This is a genomic window from Actinocatenispora sera, from assembly GCF_018324685.1.
GTDB classification, from domain to species: Bacteria; Actinomycetota; Actinomycetes; order Mycobacteriales; family Micromonosporaceae; genus Actinocatenispora; species Actinocatenispora sera.
The window spans coordinates 3,396,048-3,414,377 of the sequence record NZ_AP023354.1 but is presented as its reverse complement, the minus strand read 5'-3'; the positions used below and the strand labels follow the sequence as shown (position 1 = coordinate 3,414,377).

The 18,330-nt window shown below is 74.8% G+C and carries 17 protein-coding genes; 7 read left to right on the top strand and 10 right to left on the bottom strand.

Going from position 1 to position 18,330, the window contains the following annotated elements; genetic code table 11:
- Nucleotides 1-255 precede the first annotated feature (255 nt).
- Nucleotides 256-1,155: a LysR family transcriptional regulator gene (locus Asera_RS16420; protein ID WP_030448942.1), complete on the top strand. Its 900-nt coding sequence runs from the start codon at nucleotides 256-258 to the stop codon at nucleotides 1,153-1,155.
- Between the two features lie 217 nt (nucleotides 1,156-1,372).
- Here the strand turns inward: Asera_RS16420 and Asera_RS16415 are convergent, their stop codons facing one another.
- The 5 genes from Asera_RS16415 to Asera_RS16400 form a co-directional block, all read right to left on the bottom strand.
- Nucleotides 1,373-2,908: a WD40 repeat domain-containing protein gene (locus tag Asera_RS16415; RefSeq protein ID WP_342344446.1), complete on the bottom strand. Its 1,536-nt coding sequence runs from the start codon at nucleotides 2,906-2,908 to the stop codon at nucleotides 1,373-1,375.
- 587 nt (nucleotides 2,909-3,495) lie between these two features.
- Nucleotides 3,496-4,485 (bottom strand): WD40 repeat domain-containing protein, encoded by a 990-nt coding sequence (locus Asera_RS33120; RefSeq protein ID WP_030448940.1) that lies wholly within the window; start codon nucleotides 4,483-4,485, stop codon nucleotides 3,496-3,498.
- A 213-nt stretch (nucleotides 4,486-4,698) separates the two neighbouring features.
- Nucleotides 4,699-5,544: an aminoglycoside phosphotransferase/kinase family protein gene (locus Asera_RS16410; protein ID WP_030448939.1), complete on the bottom strand. Its 846-nt coding sequence runs from the start codon at nucleotides 5,542-5,544 to the stop codon at nucleotides 4,699-4,701.
- 3 nt (nucleotides 5,545-5,547) lie between these two features.
- Nucleotides 5,548-6,501, bottom strand: coding sequence for an NAD(P)-dependent oxidoreductase (locus Asera_RS16405; RefSeq protein WP_157035113.1), 954 nt, complete (start codon nucleotides 6,499-6,501; stop codon nucleotides 5,548-5,550).
- A gap of 68 nt (nucleotides 6,502-6,569) precedes the next feature.
- Entirely contained in the window at nucleotides 6,570-7,376 is an 807-nt protein-coding gene (locus Asera_RS16400; RefSeq protein WP_030448937.1) for a LysR family transcriptional regulator, read from the bottom strand.
- Between the two features lie 97 nt (nucleotides 7,377-7,473).
- Between Asera_RS16400 and Asera_RS16395 the strand changes: the two genes are divergently transcribed.
- Entirely contained in the window at nucleotides 7,474-8,160 is a 687-nt protein-coding gene (locus Asera_RS16395; protein ID WP_030448936.1) for an SDR family NAD(P)-dependent oxidoreductase, read from the top strand.
- Nucleotides 8,161-8,210: 50 nt separating this feature from the next.
- On the opposite strand, the gene Asera_RS16390 is transcribed toward Asera_RS16395, so the two are convergent.
- The 5 genes from Asera_RS16390 to Asera_RS16370 form a co-directional block, all read right to left on the bottom strand.
- Complete coding sequence (locus tag Asera_RS16390) at nucleotides 8,211-8,891, bottom strand: endonuclease/exonuclease/phosphatase family protein (protein WP_030448935.1); 681 nt, start codon at nucleotides 8,889-8,891, stop codon at nucleotides 8,211-8,213.
- Between the two features lie 98 nt (nucleotides 8,892-8,989).
- Entirely contained in the window at nucleotides 8,990-9,934 is a 945-nt protein-coding gene (locus Asera_RS16385) for an ROK family glucokinase (RefSeq protein WP_030448934.1), read from the bottom strand.
- On the bottom strand, nucleotides 9,925-10,344 hold the full coding sequence (locus Asera_RS16380; protein WP_030448933.1) for a hypothetical protein: 420 nt from the start codon (nucleotides 10,342-10,344) through the stop codon (nucleotides 9,925-9,927). The genes Asera_RS16385 and Asera_RS16380 overlap by 10 nt, the downstream gene beginning before the upstream one ends.
- A 161-nt stretch (nucleotides 10,345-10,505) precedes the next feature.
- The gene (locus Asera_RS16375; RefSeq protein ID WP_030448932.1) at nucleotides 10,506-10,952 is read right to left on the bottom strand and encodes an SRPBCC family protein; all 447 of its coding nucleotides are present in this window, start codon (nucleotides 10,950-10,952) and stop codon (nucleotides 10,506-10,508) included.
- A gap of 11 nt (nucleotides 10,953-10,963) precedes the next feature.
- Nucleotides 10,964-11,368, bottom strand: a complete 405-nt coding sequence (locus Asera_RS16370; protein ID WP_051802848.1) for a hypothetical protein — start codon at nucleotides 11,366-11,368, stop codon at nucleotides 10,964-10,966.
- 233 nt (nucleotides 11,369-11,601) lie between these two features.
- Here Asera_RS16370 and Asera_RS16365 point away from each other — a divergent pair, with 233 nt between their 5' ends.
- From Asera_RS16365 to Asera_RS16345, 5 genes are all read left to right on the top strand, one after another.
- Nucleotides 11,602-13,401, top strand: coding sequence for an AMP-dependent synthetase/ligase (locus tag Asera_RS16365; RefSeq protein WP_030448930.1), 1,800 nt, complete (start codon nucleotides 11,602-11,604; stop codon nucleotides 13,399-13,401).
- Nucleotides 13,402-13,623: 222 nt separating this feature from the next.
- Nucleotides 13,624-15,213, top strand: a complete 1,590-nt coding sequence (locus Asera_RS16360; protein ID WP_244844185.1) for a sensor histidine kinase — start codon at nucleotides 13,624-13,626, stop codon at nucleotides 15,211-15,213.
- A gap of 58 nt (nucleotides 15,214-15,271) precedes the next feature.
- Entirely contained in the window at nucleotides 15,272-15,934 is a 663-nt protein-coding gene (locus Asera_RS16355; RefSeq protein WP_030448928.1) for a response regulator transcription factor, read from the top strand.
- An 88-nt stretch (nucleotides 15,935-16,022) separates the two neighbouring features.
- Nucleotides 16,023-16,649 carry an HhH-GDP family DNA glycosylase gene (locus Asera_RS16350; RefSeq protein WP_030448927.1) on the top strand — a complete coding sequence of 209 codons (627 nt, stop codon included), beginning with the start codon at nucleotides 16,023-16,025 and terminating at the stop codon, nucleotides 16,647-16,649.
- A gap of 130 nt (nucleotides 16,650-16,779) precedes the next feature.
- Nucleotides 16,780-18,270, top strand: a complete 1,491-nt coding sequence (locus Asera_RS16345; protein ID WP_051802847.1) for a glycoside hydrolase family 71 protein — start codon at nucleotides 16,780-16,782, stop codon at nucleotides 18,268-18,270.
- Nucleotides 18,271-18,330: the final 60 nt, after the last annotated feature.

The window sequence follows — 18,330 nt, the reverse complement described above, 5'->3', positions numbered from 1 at the left end:
CGCACCAACGGCACCGTTCGCCAGATGAGTTCCCGATGTCCCGAATCAGGGCGCGAAGTCGGACCGGCTGTGGTCCTCGCCTTACAGCGGCAACGGGGGTGTCGCCCAACCGTCGACCGCGATCATGCCCGGGATCATAGGCACCCCCGCCATCCCGCGCCAACGAGATCCACGGCACCCCGCCGCACACCGCTCGTCGCAGCACGGTGCGGGGGCGGCGGCCGGTCGCGCCGGGCGGCGAGGCACCATGGGCGCGTGATCGATCCTCGGCGGCTGCGGGTACTGCGCGCGCTGGCCGACCACGGCACGGTGACCGCGGCGGCGCAGGCGCTCTACCTGACCCCCAGCGCGGTCAGCCAGCAGCTGGCCGCCCTGGAGAGCGAGGCCGGCCAGCCGCTGCTGGAGCGGCGCGGCCGGCGGGTCCGGCTCACCGCCGCCGGGGTGATCCTCGCCGAGCACGCCACCGAGGTACTGGCCCGGCTGGAGCAGGCCGAGTCGGCGCTCGCCGCGCACGCGGCCGGCGCCGCCGGCACGATCACCGTCGGCGCGTTCGCCACCGCGATCGCGGGCGTGCTGGCCCCGGCGATCGCCGAGCTCGCCGAGACCCACCCGGAGATCGACGTGCGGGTACGCGACGCCGAGGGCGACGCGAGCCTGGGCCTGCTGCTCGACGGCGGGATCGACCTCGCCGTGGCGGTCGAGTACCGCGGCGCGCCACCGGCCGACGACCCGCGGCTGCGCCGGATCCCGCTGTACGCCGAGCCGTTCGACGCGGTACTGCCCAGCGGGCACTGGCTCGCCAAGCACACCGAGGTGGCGCTGCACGATCTCGCCGCGGACGACTGGATCAGCCCGTCGCCGGGCAACCCCTGCCACGACGTCGTCGCGCTGGCCTGCGAGTACGCCGGTTTCACGGCCCGGGTCCGGCACCGCTCGGACGACTTCCGGGCGGTCGTCGCGCTCGCCGCGGCCGGTGCCGGCGTGGCGCTGGTACCGCGGTCGGCGCTGGATCCGGTCGACGGAGCGGTGGTACGTCCGGTGGCCGGTACGCCGCCGACCCGGCGGGTGTTCGCCGCACACCGGCGCGGCGCCGAGTCGCACCCGCTGCTCACCATCACGCTGGACACGATCCGCCGGGCCACCGCCACCCGCTGACCTGTATCGGTGGGCGGAGCTGCGGGCCCGCTCCGGCCGTGGGCGCCGGCCGGGCCCAGCACCACGCGGTACCGCGGTGCGGTTCGGCGATCACCGCGGCTCGCGGATCGCCGCCGCTCGGGGTCGACGCGGCTCGGGGTCGACACGGCTCGGGTCAGCGCGGCTCGCGGATCGACACTGCTCGAGTCGGCACGGCTCGGGGTCGACGCGGCTCGGGTCAGCGCGGCCCGGGGTCGACGTCCAGGGCGAGGTAGCCGCCGGCGCAGCCGACCAGCAGGCGAGAGCCGCGGGCGGCGAGCGACCAGATCCGGGTGTCCAGCGACAGCGTGGACAGGCACCGGTCGTCGACCGGGTCCCAGATGCGCAGCACCCCGTGCCGGTCGCCGGCGGCGACCAGGCGGCGGCCGTCTTCGGTACGCAGCACGGCAAGGTCGGCACGCGAGTCGTCGTCGCCACCCGGCAGCCGGCCGACCGCACGGCCGTCGACCGGGTCGTACAGCCGGATCTCGCCGCTGCTGCCGCCCGCCGCGAGCCGCGGCCCGGCCGGCGTCGGTATCGCGACCAGCTGGGCCGCGTCGGCGAACGGCACCGGCAGCGGGCGCCCGACGGCCCGGCCGGTGTTCGGGTCGTACAGCTGCAGGAGGCGGTCCCGGTGGCGGGCCGCGACGAGGGACCGGCCGTCGGGCAGCCGCACCACCGCGAGCGGGCCGCAGAGCCCGTCGGCCAGCGGCCGGTCGGACCGGTCCGCCGGATCCCACAGCCACGTGCCGGCCGGGCTGTAGTGGCCGGCGGCGGCGCCGACGACGACCCGGCCGTCGGCCAGCGGCACCGCGGTCAGGTGGTCCGAGGCGCCCTGGTGGCCGGTGATGCGGCGGCCGGACAACCCACCGGCGGACGGCTCCCACAGCCACACCGACCGGTCGTCCCCGCCGCTGGCGAGCACCGATCGGCCGTCCCCGCGCGCGACCGTGGCGAGTGCGAGGACCGGCCCGGTGTGACCGGTGGCCGGTGCGCCGACCGGAGCGCCCGTCGCCGCGTCCCACAGCCGTACGGTGCCGTCGGCGCCGGCACTCGCCAGGCAGGTGGCGCCGCCGGGGCCGGGCAGCACGGCGAGCGCCTGCACCACGTCGGTGTGGCCGGCCAGCGGCCTGCCGACCGGCCTGCCGGCGATCGGGTCCCACTGCACGATCGTGCGGCCGCCGGCCACGGCGAGCACCGTGCGCCCGTCGGGAAGCGGCAGCGTGGCGAGCGCGGTCACCCTGCCCCGCGCGGCGATCGGACCACAGTCCACTGTGGACCCCGTGGCCGAGTCGAAGACCCGCACCGTGCGGTCCTTCCCGCCAGCGGCGATCAGCGATCGCCCGTCGTGCCGGAACCCGGTCAGCGCACGGACCCCCTCGACGGGCAGGGTCGGCGCGCCGGAGCCGTCCGGGTCCCAGCACCAGACGTGGTCGGGGCGGCTCGCGACCGCCAGCGTCGCGCCGCCGCCGGCGCGCGGCACCACGGCCAGCGCCGCGACGTTGCCGGTCTCGACCGGTTCGATCAGCCGCTTCCCGGACACCGGATCGACCAGGTGCAGCTCGCCGTCACCGCGCCAGGACGAGGTGCCGAGCACGAGCGCGACCCGACCGTCGCCGAGCGGGAGCCAGGCCGACGCCGACAGCCGCTCACGGTAACCGGTGGCGGACGTCGGCCCGAGCGGCGCACCGTCCGGGCCCCAGCCGAGCACCCGGCTGTCGCCGCTGACCAGCATCGGGGCGCCGGTCGGCGACACCCCGGCCGCAAGGGCACCGACCGGGCCGGCATGCGCCGGTGGAGTCGCCGCGACCCGGTCGCCGGTGACCGGATCGAACAGCAGTACCGCGCCGTGCCGGTCACCGGTCGCCACCAGCTCCCGGCCGTCGGCCAACCGCACCGCGGCGAGCGCGCCGGCCTGCTCACCGGCGGCCAGCAGCGGCGCGCCCACCGGCGACCCGGTGTCGGCGTCGCGCAGCCGCAGTCCGTCGTCGTCGGTGGCGGCGAGCACCCGACCGTCCGGCAGCTCAACCAGCGCGACCTGCGGCAGCGACGGGCCGGCGGTGGTCGCGTCCGGGTCGGCCGGATCGGTGTCCCACAGCCGGAGCGCGTCACCCTCGTCGATCGTCGCGAGCACCGTCCGGCCGTCGGGCAGCGGCAGTGCGGCCATCGACCAGACCCGGGGATCGACGGTGGGTAGCCGGCTGCCGGTCGACTCCGGCGCGCCCGGGTCAAACAGCCACAGGCCACCGGAGTCGGCCACCGCCAGCGCGGTCGACCCGTCCGGTCGGGACAGTGGCGCCATCGCCGTCACGTACCCGTCGGTCAGCCGGAGCGGCTCGCCGAACCGCTCCCGCTCGCCCGGCGCCCACAGCGAGATCTCCTGCTGCCACGCGGTGGCCAGCAGCACCCGATCGCCGAACGGGACCGTGCTGGCCGCCTGCACGCCGTCGACGTCGCCGAACCCGGCACCGGACAGCTCGACCACCGACAGCCTCGACGTGCGCTCCCAGGTGATCGCGAGCAGCAGGCCACCGTCGGGCTGCGGCCACGGCACGATCGCGGAGACCTTGCCGGAGTTCCACGGCCCCCCCGCGTCACCTCGGCCAGCTGGGTGCCGGTCGGGGTCCACACCAGGACCGCACCGTCCTTGTCGCCGGTCGCGAGCGCCAGCCGACCGTCCGGCAGCGTCGCCCAGCACGCCGCCGTGACCGCCTTGTCGACCCCGGCCATCCAGGTGTCGAGCACCGCACCGGTGCGCGGGTCGCACACCCGCACCGACCGGCCGCTGGCGACGGCCAGCCGCGGGACGCCGTCCGGGCCGATCCCGGCGGCGACGGCGGACACCGTGCCGCGGCCGCGGATCGTCGCGGTCACCGTGCCGGTCGCCGGGTCCCACAGGTGCAGCGCCCGTCGCTGTGCCTGGTAGGCCAGCAGCGCGCCACCACCCGGCAGCGGCACGGTCGCGGTCAGCCAGTCGTCACAGCCCGTCGCCACGGTGACGTGCGTCGGCCGGGGCGGCACGTCGGCCCACCGCAGCCGGAACCCGGCGCACGCCTCGCCGTGCGGCGGCACGCCGTGCCGGGCCCGGGCCAGCTCCAGCAGCAGGTCGCGCTCGTGCGGGTCGGCCGAGCGCAGCTGGTGGGCCACGCTCAGCACCGCGGCCACCTCGCCGGGCAGCGCGTTCCACCGCACGCCACTGGACAGCACTGCCGCGACGACCTGGTCCGGCTCGGCGTCGGCGCGCGCCACCACGTGCCGCCAGTCACCGGTCCGTACCGCCGCCGTCACCGCATCGACCATCGTCTCCGCCACGCGGCCTTTGTAACAGACGGCTACGACACGGCCGGGCGCCCGACGGCTCCGCCGTCGAACTCCGGACTGTCCACTATGGACGACGGGTGTGATACGGAGCTCCGCCGCGGCGGCCCCGGGACTTCGGCGGCGAGCCACCGGCAGCAGCCGGCTCCGAGTACCACGGCGAGCCGCCCGCTCACGCTGGTCGCAGCTGAGCGGCGAGCCCGCCTGTCAGTCGGCGGGCAACTCCCCGGCCAGCCGGGCGAACTGGTCGCGGGCCGAGCGCTCCAGGGCGACCTCGCCGTGCCGGTGGCCCCACACCGCGAGGAACACGGCCCGTGCCGCGGCGCAGCGCAGCAGCATCGCGCGGTCGAGCGCACCGATCGCCCGCCCGTACCCGGCGAGGAAGGCCGCCGCGAGCTCCGGATCGTCGCGCCACGGCCCGACCGCGAGCCGGGTCAGGTCGGCGACCCACACGTCGCGGCCGGACCACTCGAAGTCGAGCACCGCGAACCGTTCGTCCCCGGTGCCGTCGGCCGGTGCCAGCAGCCAGTTTCGCGGCGTGTGGTCGCCGTGGCAGGGCACCCGGTGTGGCACCGGCAGGTCCGCGAGGCCGAGCACCGCCTTTCGGACCGCGGCCAACTCGGGCCCGGGCAGCAGCTCTCCGGCCGCCGGCGCCCACCGGTCGAACTCGGCCAGCCGTACCGCGGCGAACTCCGGCCACGGCTCCGGTTCGGCCGCCTCGTGCAGCCGGCGCAGCGCCGCACCGGCCCGCCGCTGTACCGCCGGGGTCAGCCCGCGCGACCAGTCGGGCGCGCCGGGGACGGCGGACAGCACCAACGTCCCGGTGGCGTCGTCGGCGAACCGCAGTCGCGGCGCCCGGTCACCCAACGCCGGCACCCACCGTCGGTAGGCGTCGCGTTCGGCCCGGTAGCGGTCCCGGTCCCGGTGTTGCTTGCCCACCCACCGCGCGCCACGCGCGTCGCGTACCAGCAGCACGGTCGCGCCGCCGTGCGACCAGGACCGGTCCGCCTCGACGGTGCAGTCGCCGATGCGCCGCTGCAGCACGTCCCGCATCGGTCACTCTCCAGAGTGGACGGACAGGTCGTCGAGCACCCGGGTCAGCTCGGTGAGCCGGGCCCGCTGCACCTCCGGGAGGCTGAACGCGCCGCCGCGGTGCGGGCTGAGTACCACGTTCGGCAGCTCGTGGAACGGAAAGCGGGACGCGGCGATGCCGGTGCGCGGACCGTCCCCGGACGCCTCGGACCACCACACATCCAGCCCGGCGGCGAGCTTGCCGGTGAGCAACCGTTGGTACAGCGCGGATTCGTCGACCACGGCGGCGCGGGCCACGTTCACCAGCACGGCGGGGTCGGGCAGCAGCGCCAGCTCGTTCGCACCGATCAGGCCGGTCGTACGGGCCGACAGCGGCACCGCCAGCACCACCACCCGGGAGCGGCGCAGCAGTTCGGGCAGCCGGCGCGGCGGGTGGATCAGCGCGACCCCGTCACCGCTGGTACCGCGGGCGCCGGCGCGGATCGCGTTGACCCGGAGGTCCAGCGCGGCCAGCCCGCGGGCCACCCGGCGACCGACCTCGCCGTACCCGACGACCGTCGCGGTGTGCCCGGCGAGCACCATCGTCGGCTCCGGTGGTACGAACCGCGGGGTCCAGTCGCCGTCGCGCATCGCGCGGTCGGCGGGTACCAGCGCCCGAGCCGCGGCGAGTACCAGCCCCAGCGCGAGCTCGGCGGTCGGCCCCGCGGTGTGGTGCAGGGTGCGTACCGCGATGCCGGGCCGGTCGGCGAGGCGTTCGGCGGTCTGCGCGGGGATCCCGGCGAACGGGACGACCAGGGTGCGCAGCGCCGGGCTCGCGGACAGCAGCGCCTCGTCCGGCCGGCCGGCGACGAGCACCGAGTAGCGGGCGCCCGCGGGCGGCGCGCCGTCGGTGAACCGCCAGTGCGGGCGCTCCCGGCGCAGCCGGGCCACCGCCCGCTCGCCCACCGACGCCACTCCGTGCACCCAGAATCCCCTCACACCGTCGGATTCTGGCACCGTCGGCGCGCACCGGCCGCGGCGGGCGCGCCGCCGCGCCGCGGGCCCGGTCAGGTCAGCGACTCGGCGGCGCGAACGAGCGCGGCCACCGAGGGCGAGGTGCTGTGCGCCGGCCAGGCGAGGACCAGGGTCAGCGACGCGGCGTCGGTGACCGGAACCGCGGCCAGGTCGGCCCGCAGCGGTACGGTCAGCGACCGCGGCAGGACCGCGACGAGCTGGCCCAGCGCGATCCGGTGCATCAGCTCGTCGACGCTGCCCACCGCGTGGTCGTCGCGCCGGTGCACGGTCTCGCCGCGCAACTCCTCCAGCCGAAGCCCGGTCCGGCCGGCGAGCGGGTGGGCGGCGGGCAACACCGCGATGGGCGGGTCGACAAGCAGCGGCTGGGTGTCGAACCCGCGCAGGTCGTCGATCGGGTCGTACAGCAGTGCGACGTCGGCGCGGCCGTCGCGCAGCAACGCGGCCCGGTCCGCGGCGAAGATCACGTGTACCGGCAGCACGCCCGGTTCCTGCTGGTAGGCGGCGAGCAGGTCGGGCAGCCGGCCGGCGTCGCCGCCCACCTTGATGGCGAGTTCCAGCTGGGGGCACGCCGCGCCGGCCCGCTGCGCCCGGCGGGCGGCGGCGGACACCGCGTCCAGTGCGTTCCGCGCGTCCTCGGCGAGCACCCGGCCGGCCGCGGTGAGCGCGACCGACCGGCTCGTACGCTCGAACAGCCCGACGCCGAGCCGGCGCTCCAGCCGGGCCACCGACCGGGACAGCGCGGGCTGGGCGATGCCGAGTCGTTCCGCGGCCCGGCCGAAGTGCAGTTCCTCGGCGACCGCCAGGAAGTACGCCAGTTCCCGGGTTTCCCACCGATCCATGCCTCCAGGGTATCGATCGGCGCCGAGCCGGTCTTGGACGCGCCGCCTCGCCGGTGCTGCGATGAAGGCATCCCATCGGACCCTCAGGAGATCGCACATGCCCACCATCGCCATCGTCGGCGCCGGCGCCCGCCTCGGCCTGTCCCTCGGGCGGGTGTTCGGACGGCACGGATACCAGGTCGCGCTGCTCGCCCGTAACCCCGAGCGCCTGGACGCACTCGTCCGGCAGCTCGCCGCCGAGCACGTCGACGCCGCCGGGTTCGCCGCCGACGTACTGGACCGGCCCGGCCTTACCGCCGCCCTCGGCCGCGCCGCCGACCACTTCGGCGGCATCGACGTCCTCGAGTACTCCCCCACCGTCGCCGGAGCGGCGTCCGGCGAGGCCTACACCGGCGCGCTCGACCTGACCGTCGATCTGCTGCGACCGCAACTGGAGAGCACCTGCTACGGCGCGATCGCCGCCACCCGGGCGGTACTGCCGGCGATGCGCGCGGCGGGCTCCGGCGCCCTGCTGTACACCACCGGCGCCTCGTCGGTGCACCCGACGCCGATGTTCGCCGGGCCCGGGATCGCCGCCGCGGGGCTGCGCAACTGGGCGCTGAACCTCAACACGCTGCTCGCCGACGACGGCGTGTACGCCTGCCACGTCTCGATCGGCGTGTGGCTGGCCGGCACCCGCACGCCCACCCCGGACACCCCGACCACGCACCCGGACGTACTGGCCGAGACGTACTGGGAGCTGGCCGCGGCCCGCACCGAACCCGAGCGGCTGATCACCGCCTGACCCAACCCTCCACATCGGACGGTGGCCCGACGCCGGGCCGCGGGCAGACCCTAGGGCAGGGTGAGATCGGCGAGCACCGGAAGGTGGTCGGAGGCGAGCCGGGCGTCGTCGGTGTCGAGGACCCGGTGGTCGTGCACCGTGGTCTGTGCGGGCGCCAGTACGGCGTCGAGGCGCAGCCGGGGCGCGGCCGCCGGGTAGGTCGGGTCGCCCTTGCCCGGGGACGGGTCGGTGAGCGTGGTACTCGTCAGGTGCGACCAGACCTGGCCGCCAGGCGCCTCGTTCAGGTCGGCGGCGAACAGCACCGGCGGCTGCTGCGCGCAGATCACCGCGGCCAGCCGCTCGGCCTGGTCGGTGCGCTCGGCCGGATCGGTACCCAGGTGGGTGCCGACCGCGGTGAAGCGGCCGCCGTCGGCGAGCTCGCAGTCGGCGAAGGCGACCCCGCGCAGGTGCCGGCCGGGCGCGAGCGGGAACCGCAGCGACCAGTCGCGCACCACCCGTACCCGCTGGCCGACCATGATCAGGTTGCCGATGGCGGGGCCGCCGCCGGCACCGAAGAACATCCCGCAGTGCCGGGCCAGCTCGGCGCAGCGGGTACGCCAGCGAAACCGGCGCGGCGCCTCCTGCACGAACACGATGTCCGGCCGCGCCGCGCGCACCACCCGGTACAGCGCCTCCCGATCGTCGGAGAGCCCGTGCACGTTGTAGCTCAACACCCGCACTCGACCGGTCACCAACACCTCCACACTCGCTCTTGATCCTGATTGAACAGCACCCGAGAAAACGGAAGCGAGCCGAGCGCAGCGACCCTCACCAGACCGGCGCGGCGACCCTAACGAGACCGGGCGAGGTCGGCTGCGCCGATGACACCGGCGGTGTTGCCCATCTCGGCCGGACGCAGCTCGGCGACGGGCAGCTGACCGCGCTGGGCCATGCCGTCCACGTAGGCCCGGCGGGCCGGGCCGAGCAGCAGGTCACCCGCCTCGACCACGCCGCCGCCGACCACGATCACCGCGGGGTCGAGCGCCTGGACCAGGTCGACGCAGGCCAGTCCGAGCCACTTGCCGATGTCGGCGAGCGCCGCCACCGATGCCGGCTCGCCCTGCCGCGCCGCGTCGGTGATCATCGGGCCGGTGACCTTCTCCGGGTCGCCGCCGGTCAGCTGGGTCAGGATCGGCGCGGTGGCCGGCACGTGCGCCACCGCCACCTGGCCGAGCCGCACCAGCGCCTGGCCGCTCGCGTACTGCTCCAGGCAGCCGCGCCGCCCGCAACCGCAGACCTGGCCGTCCGGAACCGCGGTCAGGTGCCCCAGCTCGGCGGCGATGCCGTGCGCGCCGCGAATGAGCTGGCCTTCCATGATCACCGCGCCGCCGATGCCGGTACCGACGGTGTACATGATCATCGACTCGACGTCGCGGCCGGCGCCGAACCGGTACTCGGCCCAGGCGGCGACGTTCGCGTCGTTCTCCACCACCACCGGCAGCCCGAACTTGTCCGCCAGCTCGGCCCGCAGCGGCTCGTTGCGCCAGGCGATGTTGGGTGCGAACAGCACGGTCGAGCGGGCCGCGTCGATCCAGCCGGCGGCGCCGACCCCGATCGCCTCGACCTGGTGCGCGCCGGCCAGCTCCTCCACCGCGTCCATGATCATCTGCAGGGTGCGGGAGACGTCGTCGGCCGGCGTGTCGCGGCGGGTCTCCGAGACGACCGTGCCGTCCTCGGCGACGACCGCGGCGGCCACCTTCGTCCCGCCGACATCGACCCCGATCGTCACTGACACCCGACGTCTCCCTTCGTCTGCATCCCGCCGTCGGCGGGCTCACCGGCCGCGGCCGCCGCACCACCGGTCGGCCCGGCCGCCGCCGCACCGCCGGACGCCGCACCACCGGACGACCCGCCGCGGGACGACTCGTCCTCGGATGAGCCGCCCGCGGGCGCGGTCCCGTCCGGGCCGGTGGCACCGTCGGACCAGGCGCGCAGCAACCCGGCGACGCCGTCGGCGACGGTGCCGACCGCGTCGGCCAGCCGCTCCGACAGCTGCGGATCCGGCTCGCGCACCGCCGCGGCGGCCCGGCACAGCGGGCACCGGCAGCCGGACTGGCCGGGCCAGCCGCTCGCCGCCCGGGACGCCGCGGCGAGGACCCCGGTCACGAGCAACCGCGCCTCGTCGCGTACCGCAGCGTGTGCCACCGGTGCACTCCCGTCCCGGCCGCGCCACGCGCCGACCGTCCAGCCACCTCGACCGGCACGAACTCTACTTGGCGGGCGCAGCGTGCAGCCGCGGCAGGCTCACCGTCGTGGCGGTCGGCCGCCGGACTCGGGGCCGTCCGCGACGGCCCGGTCGACCGCTGTCAGTCGGTGGTCTCGGCGCGCTTCTTCAGCTCGCGCAGCGCCACGTCCATGATCATCTTCTCGGCGCGCCGGCGGAGCATGCCGAGCATCGGCGCCGCCAGCTGTACCGACAGCGAGTAGGTCACCGTGGCGGTGCCGTCACCGTTGTCGTCGATGTCGTACGAGCCGTCCTGGTTCTTCTGTACCCGGGTGGGCTCGACCAGCCGCCACTGGATCCGGCTCAGGTCCTCGGCGTACTCGTATTCCAGCGTGTAGGTGTCCTTGAGAACGCCGGCGTCCAGGACGAACCGGACCCGGCTGGCGTACCCGTCCTCGTACTCCTCCAGCACCTCGACGGTCTGCACCGCGCTGGCCCAGCCCGGGTAGGCGGGGAAGTCGCTGATGATCTCCACGACCCGCTGCGGGGTGGCGCGCACGACGATCGACTGCGTCGAGGAGTCCGTCATGGATCGTGAGGCTACCGTGCCGTCCGGTCGACCATCGTCCCCACCGCCGCGGTACCCGGCGCCCGGCCAGCCTCGATCCGGTCCTTGTGCCGCCACAGGCCCCACCGCATGGTCCGTCGCCGGCGGGCCGCCTCGCGCCGCGCCGCCCGCGCCGACACCGGGCCGGCAGCGGGGTCGAGCCGCAGGTACGAGTGGACCAGCACGCCGTCGGCGCAGGGCTCCAGCCACAGCTCGGCGGTGCCGATCCACGCGCCGCGCACCACGTACCGTTGACCTTCCAGGCCGCGCCGCTGGGTGACCGTGACGGCCAGCTCGGGCCACAGGTCCGCGGCGACCGCCGGCTCGGCCAGCGCGTCGGCGACCAGTCCGGGCGCGGCGGCCACGAACGTCTCCTGCAGCACGTCGACCAGCGGCATGCCGGCCAGCCTGCCACACTGGGAGGTCCGCACGGACAGGCGCCGGCCGGGCCGTGCTGCGTGGATTCCGCGGTGCGGCCACCGGCGACGCGGTACGCCGTGCACCGGACCCGGCCGGCCATGGGGCGACCGGGGTCCCGGAAACGGGGTACTGGGCGGTAGGTTTCGCAGCAGAGAGATCACCGACGGCGAGAGCATCCGGCCCGCCGCCGGCCGGGCGCAAGGAGTAGAGCGTGCGCGAGTTGACCGTTCCCCCCCTCGTCACCGTCGCGGACGAGGAGAACCTCACCGACGTGGTGTGGCGGCACGCCGAGGAGTACCCGGACACCGTGCAGTTCTCCCGTCGGCGAGACACCGAGTGGGAGTCGGTGACGATCCGGCAGTTCCGGGACGAGGTGGTCGCGGTGGCGCGCGGTCTGGTCGCGGCCGGTGTCGGCGCCGGAGACCGGGTCGGCCTGATGTCGAAGACCCGGTACGAGTGGACCCTGTTCGACTACGCGATCTGGGCGGCCGGCGCGATCACCGTGCCGATCTACGAGACGTCCTCGGCCGATCAGGTGGCCTGGATCCTGGCCGACTCCGGCGCCGTCGGCGTGGTGGTGGAGACCGCCGAGCACGCCGCGCTGGTGTCCACCGCGCGAGACGAGTCGCCCGCGCTCAAGCACGTCTGGACGATCGACGAGGACGCGGTCGGCACCCTGGTCGCCGGCGGCGGTTCGGTGTCGCCGGAGACCGTCGAGGAGCGCCGCAGCTCCCGCGGCGCCGACGACATGGCCACGCTGATCTACACCTCCGGTACCACCGGGCGGCCGAAGGGTTGCCAGCTGACCCACCGCAACCTCTACTCGGACATCGCGAACGCGGTGCCCGGCCTGCTGCCGCTGTTCAACGAGCGGTCGAGCACGCTGCTGTTCCTGCCGCTGGCGCACGCGTTCGCCCGGATCGTGCAGCTCGGTGCCGTGCAGGCGCGGGCCCGGATGGGCCACACCGGCGACGTGAAGAACCTGCTGCCCGACCTCGCCTCGTTCCGCCCGACGTTCCTGCTGTCGGTGCCGCGGGTGTTCGAGAAGGTCTACAACGGGGCCAAGCAGAAGGCGTACGCCGAGGGCGACGCGAAGGGCCGGATCTTCGAGCGCGCCGAGCGGGTCGCCATCGCGTACAGCAAGGGGTTGGACGCCGGCAGGATCGGCGCCGGGGTGCGGCTGCAGCACGCGATCTTCGACAAGCTGGTCTACGCGAAGTTGCGGGCGGCGATGGGCGGCCAGTGCCGGTACGCGATCTCCGGCGGGGCGCCGCTCGGCGAGCGGCTGGCGCACTTCTTCCGCGGCGTGGGCATCACCGTCTTCGAGGGGTACGGGCTGACCGAGACCTCGCCGGTCATCTCGGTCAACGACCAGGACCACGGCAAGATCGGTACGGTCGGCCGGCCGATCCCCGGCTCGTCGGTGCGCATCGCCGACGACGGCGAGCTGTGCGTCAAGGCCGACTACGTGTTCACCGGCTACTGGAACAACGAGAAGGCGACCGCCGAGGCGTTCGACGACGAGGGCTACTTCCACACCGGTGACCTGGCCGAGCTGGACGACGACGGCTTCCTCACCATCACCGGCCGCAAGAAGGAGATCATCGTGACCGCCGGCGGCAAGAACGTCGCGCCGGCCACCCTGGAGGACCGGGTCCGGTCGCACCCGCTGGTCAGCCAGTGCATGGTGGTCGGCGACCGGCAGCCGTTCATCGCCGCGCTGGTGACGCTGGATCCGGAGGCGCTGCCGGACTGGCTGCGCAACCACGGCCGCAAGCCGAACACGGACGCGGCCGCGTTGATCGACGACGAGGAGATCCGGGCCGAGATCCAGTCGGCGGTGGACGAGGCGAACAAGGCGGTCTCCCGCGCCGAGTCGATCAAGGTGTTCCGCGTCCTGCCCCGCGACTTCAGCGAGGAGACCGGCGAGATGACCCCGTCGCTGAAGGTCAAGCGCGGCGTCGTGCTCAAGCAGTACGCCGCGGAGATCGACGCGATCTACACCCGCTGACCGATCCCCCTCGTTGATCATGGTGCCGTCACACCGCGCAGCCGCTCACCGCTCGTACCGCACCGTGATCGACCCGTACCGGGTGAGGATCGGTGGGGTGGGGCGGGGCCGGCGTGGCAAGGTGGGCCGATGACCAGCGCATCGCACTCGCCGGACCGGCCGAGCCAGGCCGGCCTTCGGCTGCTGCGCCCGTTGCGGGTTGTCCTGCTGGTTCTGGTGACGATGTTGGCCCTTCTGTCGACACCACGGTGGAGCACTCTCGGCTGGTGCGCGCTGCTCGCGGTCGCTGCGCTGCCTGGCCTGGTGCTGCCAGCGGCGGCCGGCGGCCGGCTCGCGCTGCTGGGCCGGCTCGGCCGGATCGCCGAGGTGGTCGTCGTCGGGCTGTCCACCGCCGCCTTGCACGCCGGCTACGGTGGCACCCTGCCGTACCTGCTGTTGCCGGTGCGCTCCGCCTCGTTCGCCGGGATCGGCGAGGCGCTGGCGCTGGTCGGGCTCGGCGCGCTGACCACGTTCGGCGCGAGTGCGGCGACCGGCCGGCTGACCAGCCGCGACTTCGTCCTGGCGACGGTGCTGTGGCTGCTGGTGGCCGCGGCCGCGGCGGTCGCCGGCCGGCGGATGTACGCCGACGTCGGCCGCACCGAGCCGCAGCCGTACGCGGCGGCCACCCGGCTGCTGACCCAGCTGCGGACGGTGGCCCGGCAGCTGCCCGGCGGCACCCTCGACCTCGGCGGCATCGCCGCCGGCCTGCTCGACGAGGTGATCGCGGCGGCGCCGAGCGACCGGGCGGCGGTGCTGGGCCGCTCCGGCGGCGGCCGGTTGGTGGTGCTCACCCAGCGCGGACCGGACCGTACCGACTGGGAGACGTCGCTGTCGGCGGACACCCCGATCGCGGAGGCGTGGCTGAGCCAGCAGCCGCACCTGACCTCGACCTCGCTGGCCCGGTCGATCACCGGCCACCCGGTCTCCGCGCTGGTGGTACCGCTGGTCGCCGGGGTGCGCAGCATCGGCCTGCTGGTGGTCGAGGCGGACCGCACCGGGGCGTACCCGCCGGAGACCGTCGCCCGGGTCCGCGGGCTGGTGTCGACCGCGGCGTTGCGGCTGGAGGCGGCGCTGCTGTTCGACGAGGTCCGCGCGCTCGCCACCACCGAGGAGCGGCAGCGGCTGGCCCGCGAGATCCACGACGGGGTCGCGCAGGAACTCGTCATGGTCGGGTACGGGATCGACAACGCGGTGGCCGGGCTGACCGGTGTGGCCGGCGCCGAGCAGGCGGTCGGCGAGCTGAACACGCTGCGCGCCGAGGTGACCCGGGTGATCACCGAGCTGCGGCTGTCGCTGTTCGAGCTGCGGACCGACGTGGACCCGTCCGGCGGGCTGGCCACCGCGCTGGCCGACTACGCCCGTACCGTGGCGGCGTCCAGCGGGATGCGGGTGCACCTGTCGCTGGACACCTCGACCGCCCGGCTGCCGGCGACGGTGGAGACCGAGCTGTTGCGGATCGGCCAGGAGGCCATCACCAACGCCCGCAAGCACGCGCGTGCCGAGAATCTGTGGGTGACCTGCGAGATCGACCCGCCGTACGCGCGGATCGAGGTGGCCGACGACGGTCAGGGCATGCCGGAAGGGCCGAACGAGGGCAGTTACGGACTGACCATCATGGCCGAACGAGCCCGCCGCATACGTGCCCAATTGGGGATAAACCCCCGCAAGCCGTCGGGCACGATGATCACTGCGGTACTCGCGGCGCGGCCCCGGCGCGGTAGCGTGTCGGCAGCGGAGGGTGCCGATGACAGCACCGCCACGGACAGTGCCTGACCCGGCGACGCTGGCCCCTCCGGTTGCCGAATGATCCCCGGACCGCGGAGTGAGCGCCATGCCCGATGAGCCGATCGGCCGAACCAGGATCCTGCTCGTCGACGACCACGACCTGATTCGCAAGGGTCTGCGGCACGCGTTCGAACGCGATCCGAACTTCGAGGTGGTCGGCGAGGCCGGCGCCGCCGGCGACGGGGTCCGGCAGGCCGCCGCGCTGCGCCCGGACGTGGTGATCATGGACCTGCGGCTGCCCGACGGCAGCGGCCTGACCGCCACCCGCGAGCTGCGCAAGGCGCACCCGACGATGGGCATCGTGGTGCTGACCATGTACGCCGGGGACGACCAGCTGTTCGGCGCGCTGGAGGCCGGCGCGAGCGCGTTCGTGCCGAAGAGCGCGCCCGCCGACGACGTGGTCGCCGCCGCCCGGCACGCCGCGGCCACGCCGAACGCGTTCACCGCGGCCGACCTGGCCGAGGCGATGAAGCGCCGGCTGGAGCCGTCCGGCCCGCAGCTGTCGCCGCGCGAGGGCCAGGTGCTCAAGCTGCTCGCCGACGGGATGTCGGTGGCCGGCATCGCCAAGCAGCTGTACGTCTCCGAGTCGACCGCGAAGACGCACATCTCCAAGCTGTACGAGAAGCTCGGCGCCGGCAACCGCGCCCAGGCGCTGATGACCGCACTGCGCCTCGGCCTGCTCGAAGCGCCGGACACCCCCCGCTTCTGACCCGCTCGGTGCTGCCCGTGGCGCCGGGAACCGCGGCCACGTGTGCGCGGCGCCGGGGCGGGTAGCCGGCACGGCGGAGGTGGTCGTCATGACCCGCGAGCGCACCGTGCGGACCCTGCTCGACCGGTACGGGCGCAGCTTCGCCGACCAGGCCGGGATCCGGCTGGCCGACACACCATCCCCGCTGTACCGGCTGCTGGTGCTCGCGCACCTGCTGTCCGCGCGGATCTCCGCCGACGTCGCGGTGGCGGCCGCCCGGGAGCTGTCCGCCGGGTACCGGACGCCGCGCCGGATGCTCGACGCGACCTGGCAGCAACGGGTGGACGCGCTCGGCCGTGGCCACTACCGCCGGTACGACGAGCGCACCGCCACCCAGCTGGGCGATGGCGCGCGGCTGCTGCTGGAGCGCTGGCACGGTGACCTGCGCCGGCTGCGGGACGAGGCGGACGGTGCCGCGGCGGGCATCTCCCGGCTGCTCACCGAGTTCCCCGGGATCGGCCCGACCGGCGCGGACATCTTCCTGCGCGAGGTGCAGGCGACCTGGCCGTCGGTTGCGCCGTACGCGGACGAGCGGGTCCGCTCGACCGCACGCACCCTGCGGCTGCCGCACAGCGCCGCGGGGCTGGCGACGCTGGTACCGGCCGGCGAGCTGCCCCGGCTGGCCGCCGCCCTGATCCGGGCACACGGCCACGAGGACGAGCTGCGCGCCGCGTGACGTCACCGCTCGCGCGGCGCCGAGCGGTCGGTACGGCGCGGCGGTCGTCCCGGCGCCGAGGTTTCGCGCCCATCGAGAATTATCGATATCTTTGAGGCTCGTTCGGACCGTTCACCCGAAGGGGCCCACCTTGCGTACCCGTACCAGACTCGTCGCCGCGCTGGCCGCCGTGTTGGTGGCCGGCGCGTCGGCCACCGCGGCGACGGCCGCGCCGGACCGGCACCAGGCGCGCGCGAGCGCGGCGACCTCCGAGTGCAACCCGCTCCCGGTCACGCTGCCGGCACCGGCGCAGCTGCGGGCGAGCCCGAAGAAGGTCTTCGCGTACTACTTCCCGCCGTTCCCGGTGTCGATCGACAACAAGGCGCCGGAGTCCGACAGCTACTCGCGCTGGCAGTACTCGCTGGACTCCGAGGGCGGCGCGTACGACCTGCGGGACCGGCCGATCGGCCGGGATCCGCGCAGCGGCGACTGGAAGCAGGCCGACTTCGAGACCGAGATCCGGCGCGCCATCCAGGTCGGCATCGACGGCTTCATCTTCGAGTACCACGACTCCGGCGACGCGCGGTGGAACCAGCTGCCGGCGATGCTCGCGGCGGCGAAGGCGGTCGATCCCGGCTTCCGGATCATGCTCGGGCCGGACTTCCCGACCGCGGCCGGCGCCGCGAACGATCCGGTCGTCGACATCGTGGCGCGCTACGCCGACGACCCGAGCGTGTACAAGCTCGACGACGGCCGGGTGGTGCTCGCGCCGTTCTACCCGGAGCGGCAGAGCGTCGCGTGGTGGAAGTCGGTCGAGGACAAGCTCGCGGCCGAGGGCGTGCCCACCGCGCTGGTGCCGATCTTCCTGTCCTGGGGCGGTGGCACCACCGAACGGTCGGACTGGAACGACATCGTGTACGGGTACTCCCAGTGGGGCACCAGGTTCGTCGGCGGCACCGGCACGTACGCGAAGGACAGCGCGACGGCGCACGCGCGCGGCCGGATCTGGATGCAGCCGGCGGCGTTCGAGGACACCCGCAGCTACGACGGCCGGTACTGGGAGTCGTCCAACAGCGGCCTGCTGCGGTCCTCGCTGCAGACCGCGATCGACTCGGACGCCGACTGGGTCTCGCTGATCACCTGGAACGACTACACCGAGTCGTGGGTCTCGCCGTCGGCGGAGCGCGGGTACGCGGTGACCGACGTGGCGTCGTACTACGTCGACGCGTTCAAGACCGGCGCCACTCCGGCCGTCACCCAGGACGCGCTCTACTACTTCCACCGGTCCCAGCCGACGGACGCCCCGTTCGCGCGGCAGCCGGTCGGCCGGGACGGCTCACCGGTGACGATGCACGTCCCGAACGGCGATCCGGCCAGCGACAAGGTCGAACTCGTCGCGTTCCTGACCACACCCGGCACGTTGACGATCACCCAGGGCAGCGACTCGCACAGCGAGACGGCCGGCGCCGGGTTGACGTCGTACTCGGTGCCGCTGGTGGCCGGCAACACGCCGGTGTTCACCCTGACCCGCGGCGGCGCCACGGTGCGGTCGGTGACCAGTACGACGCCGATCCGGGCCAGCGTCGACTTCCAGGACATGATGTACCACGCCGGCGGCGGCGTCGACTGCGCGCGCCCGTGACCGCGGGTCCGGCCGTCCAGAACGTCCATCGTGGACGGCCGGGGTCGCCGGACGCCGCGG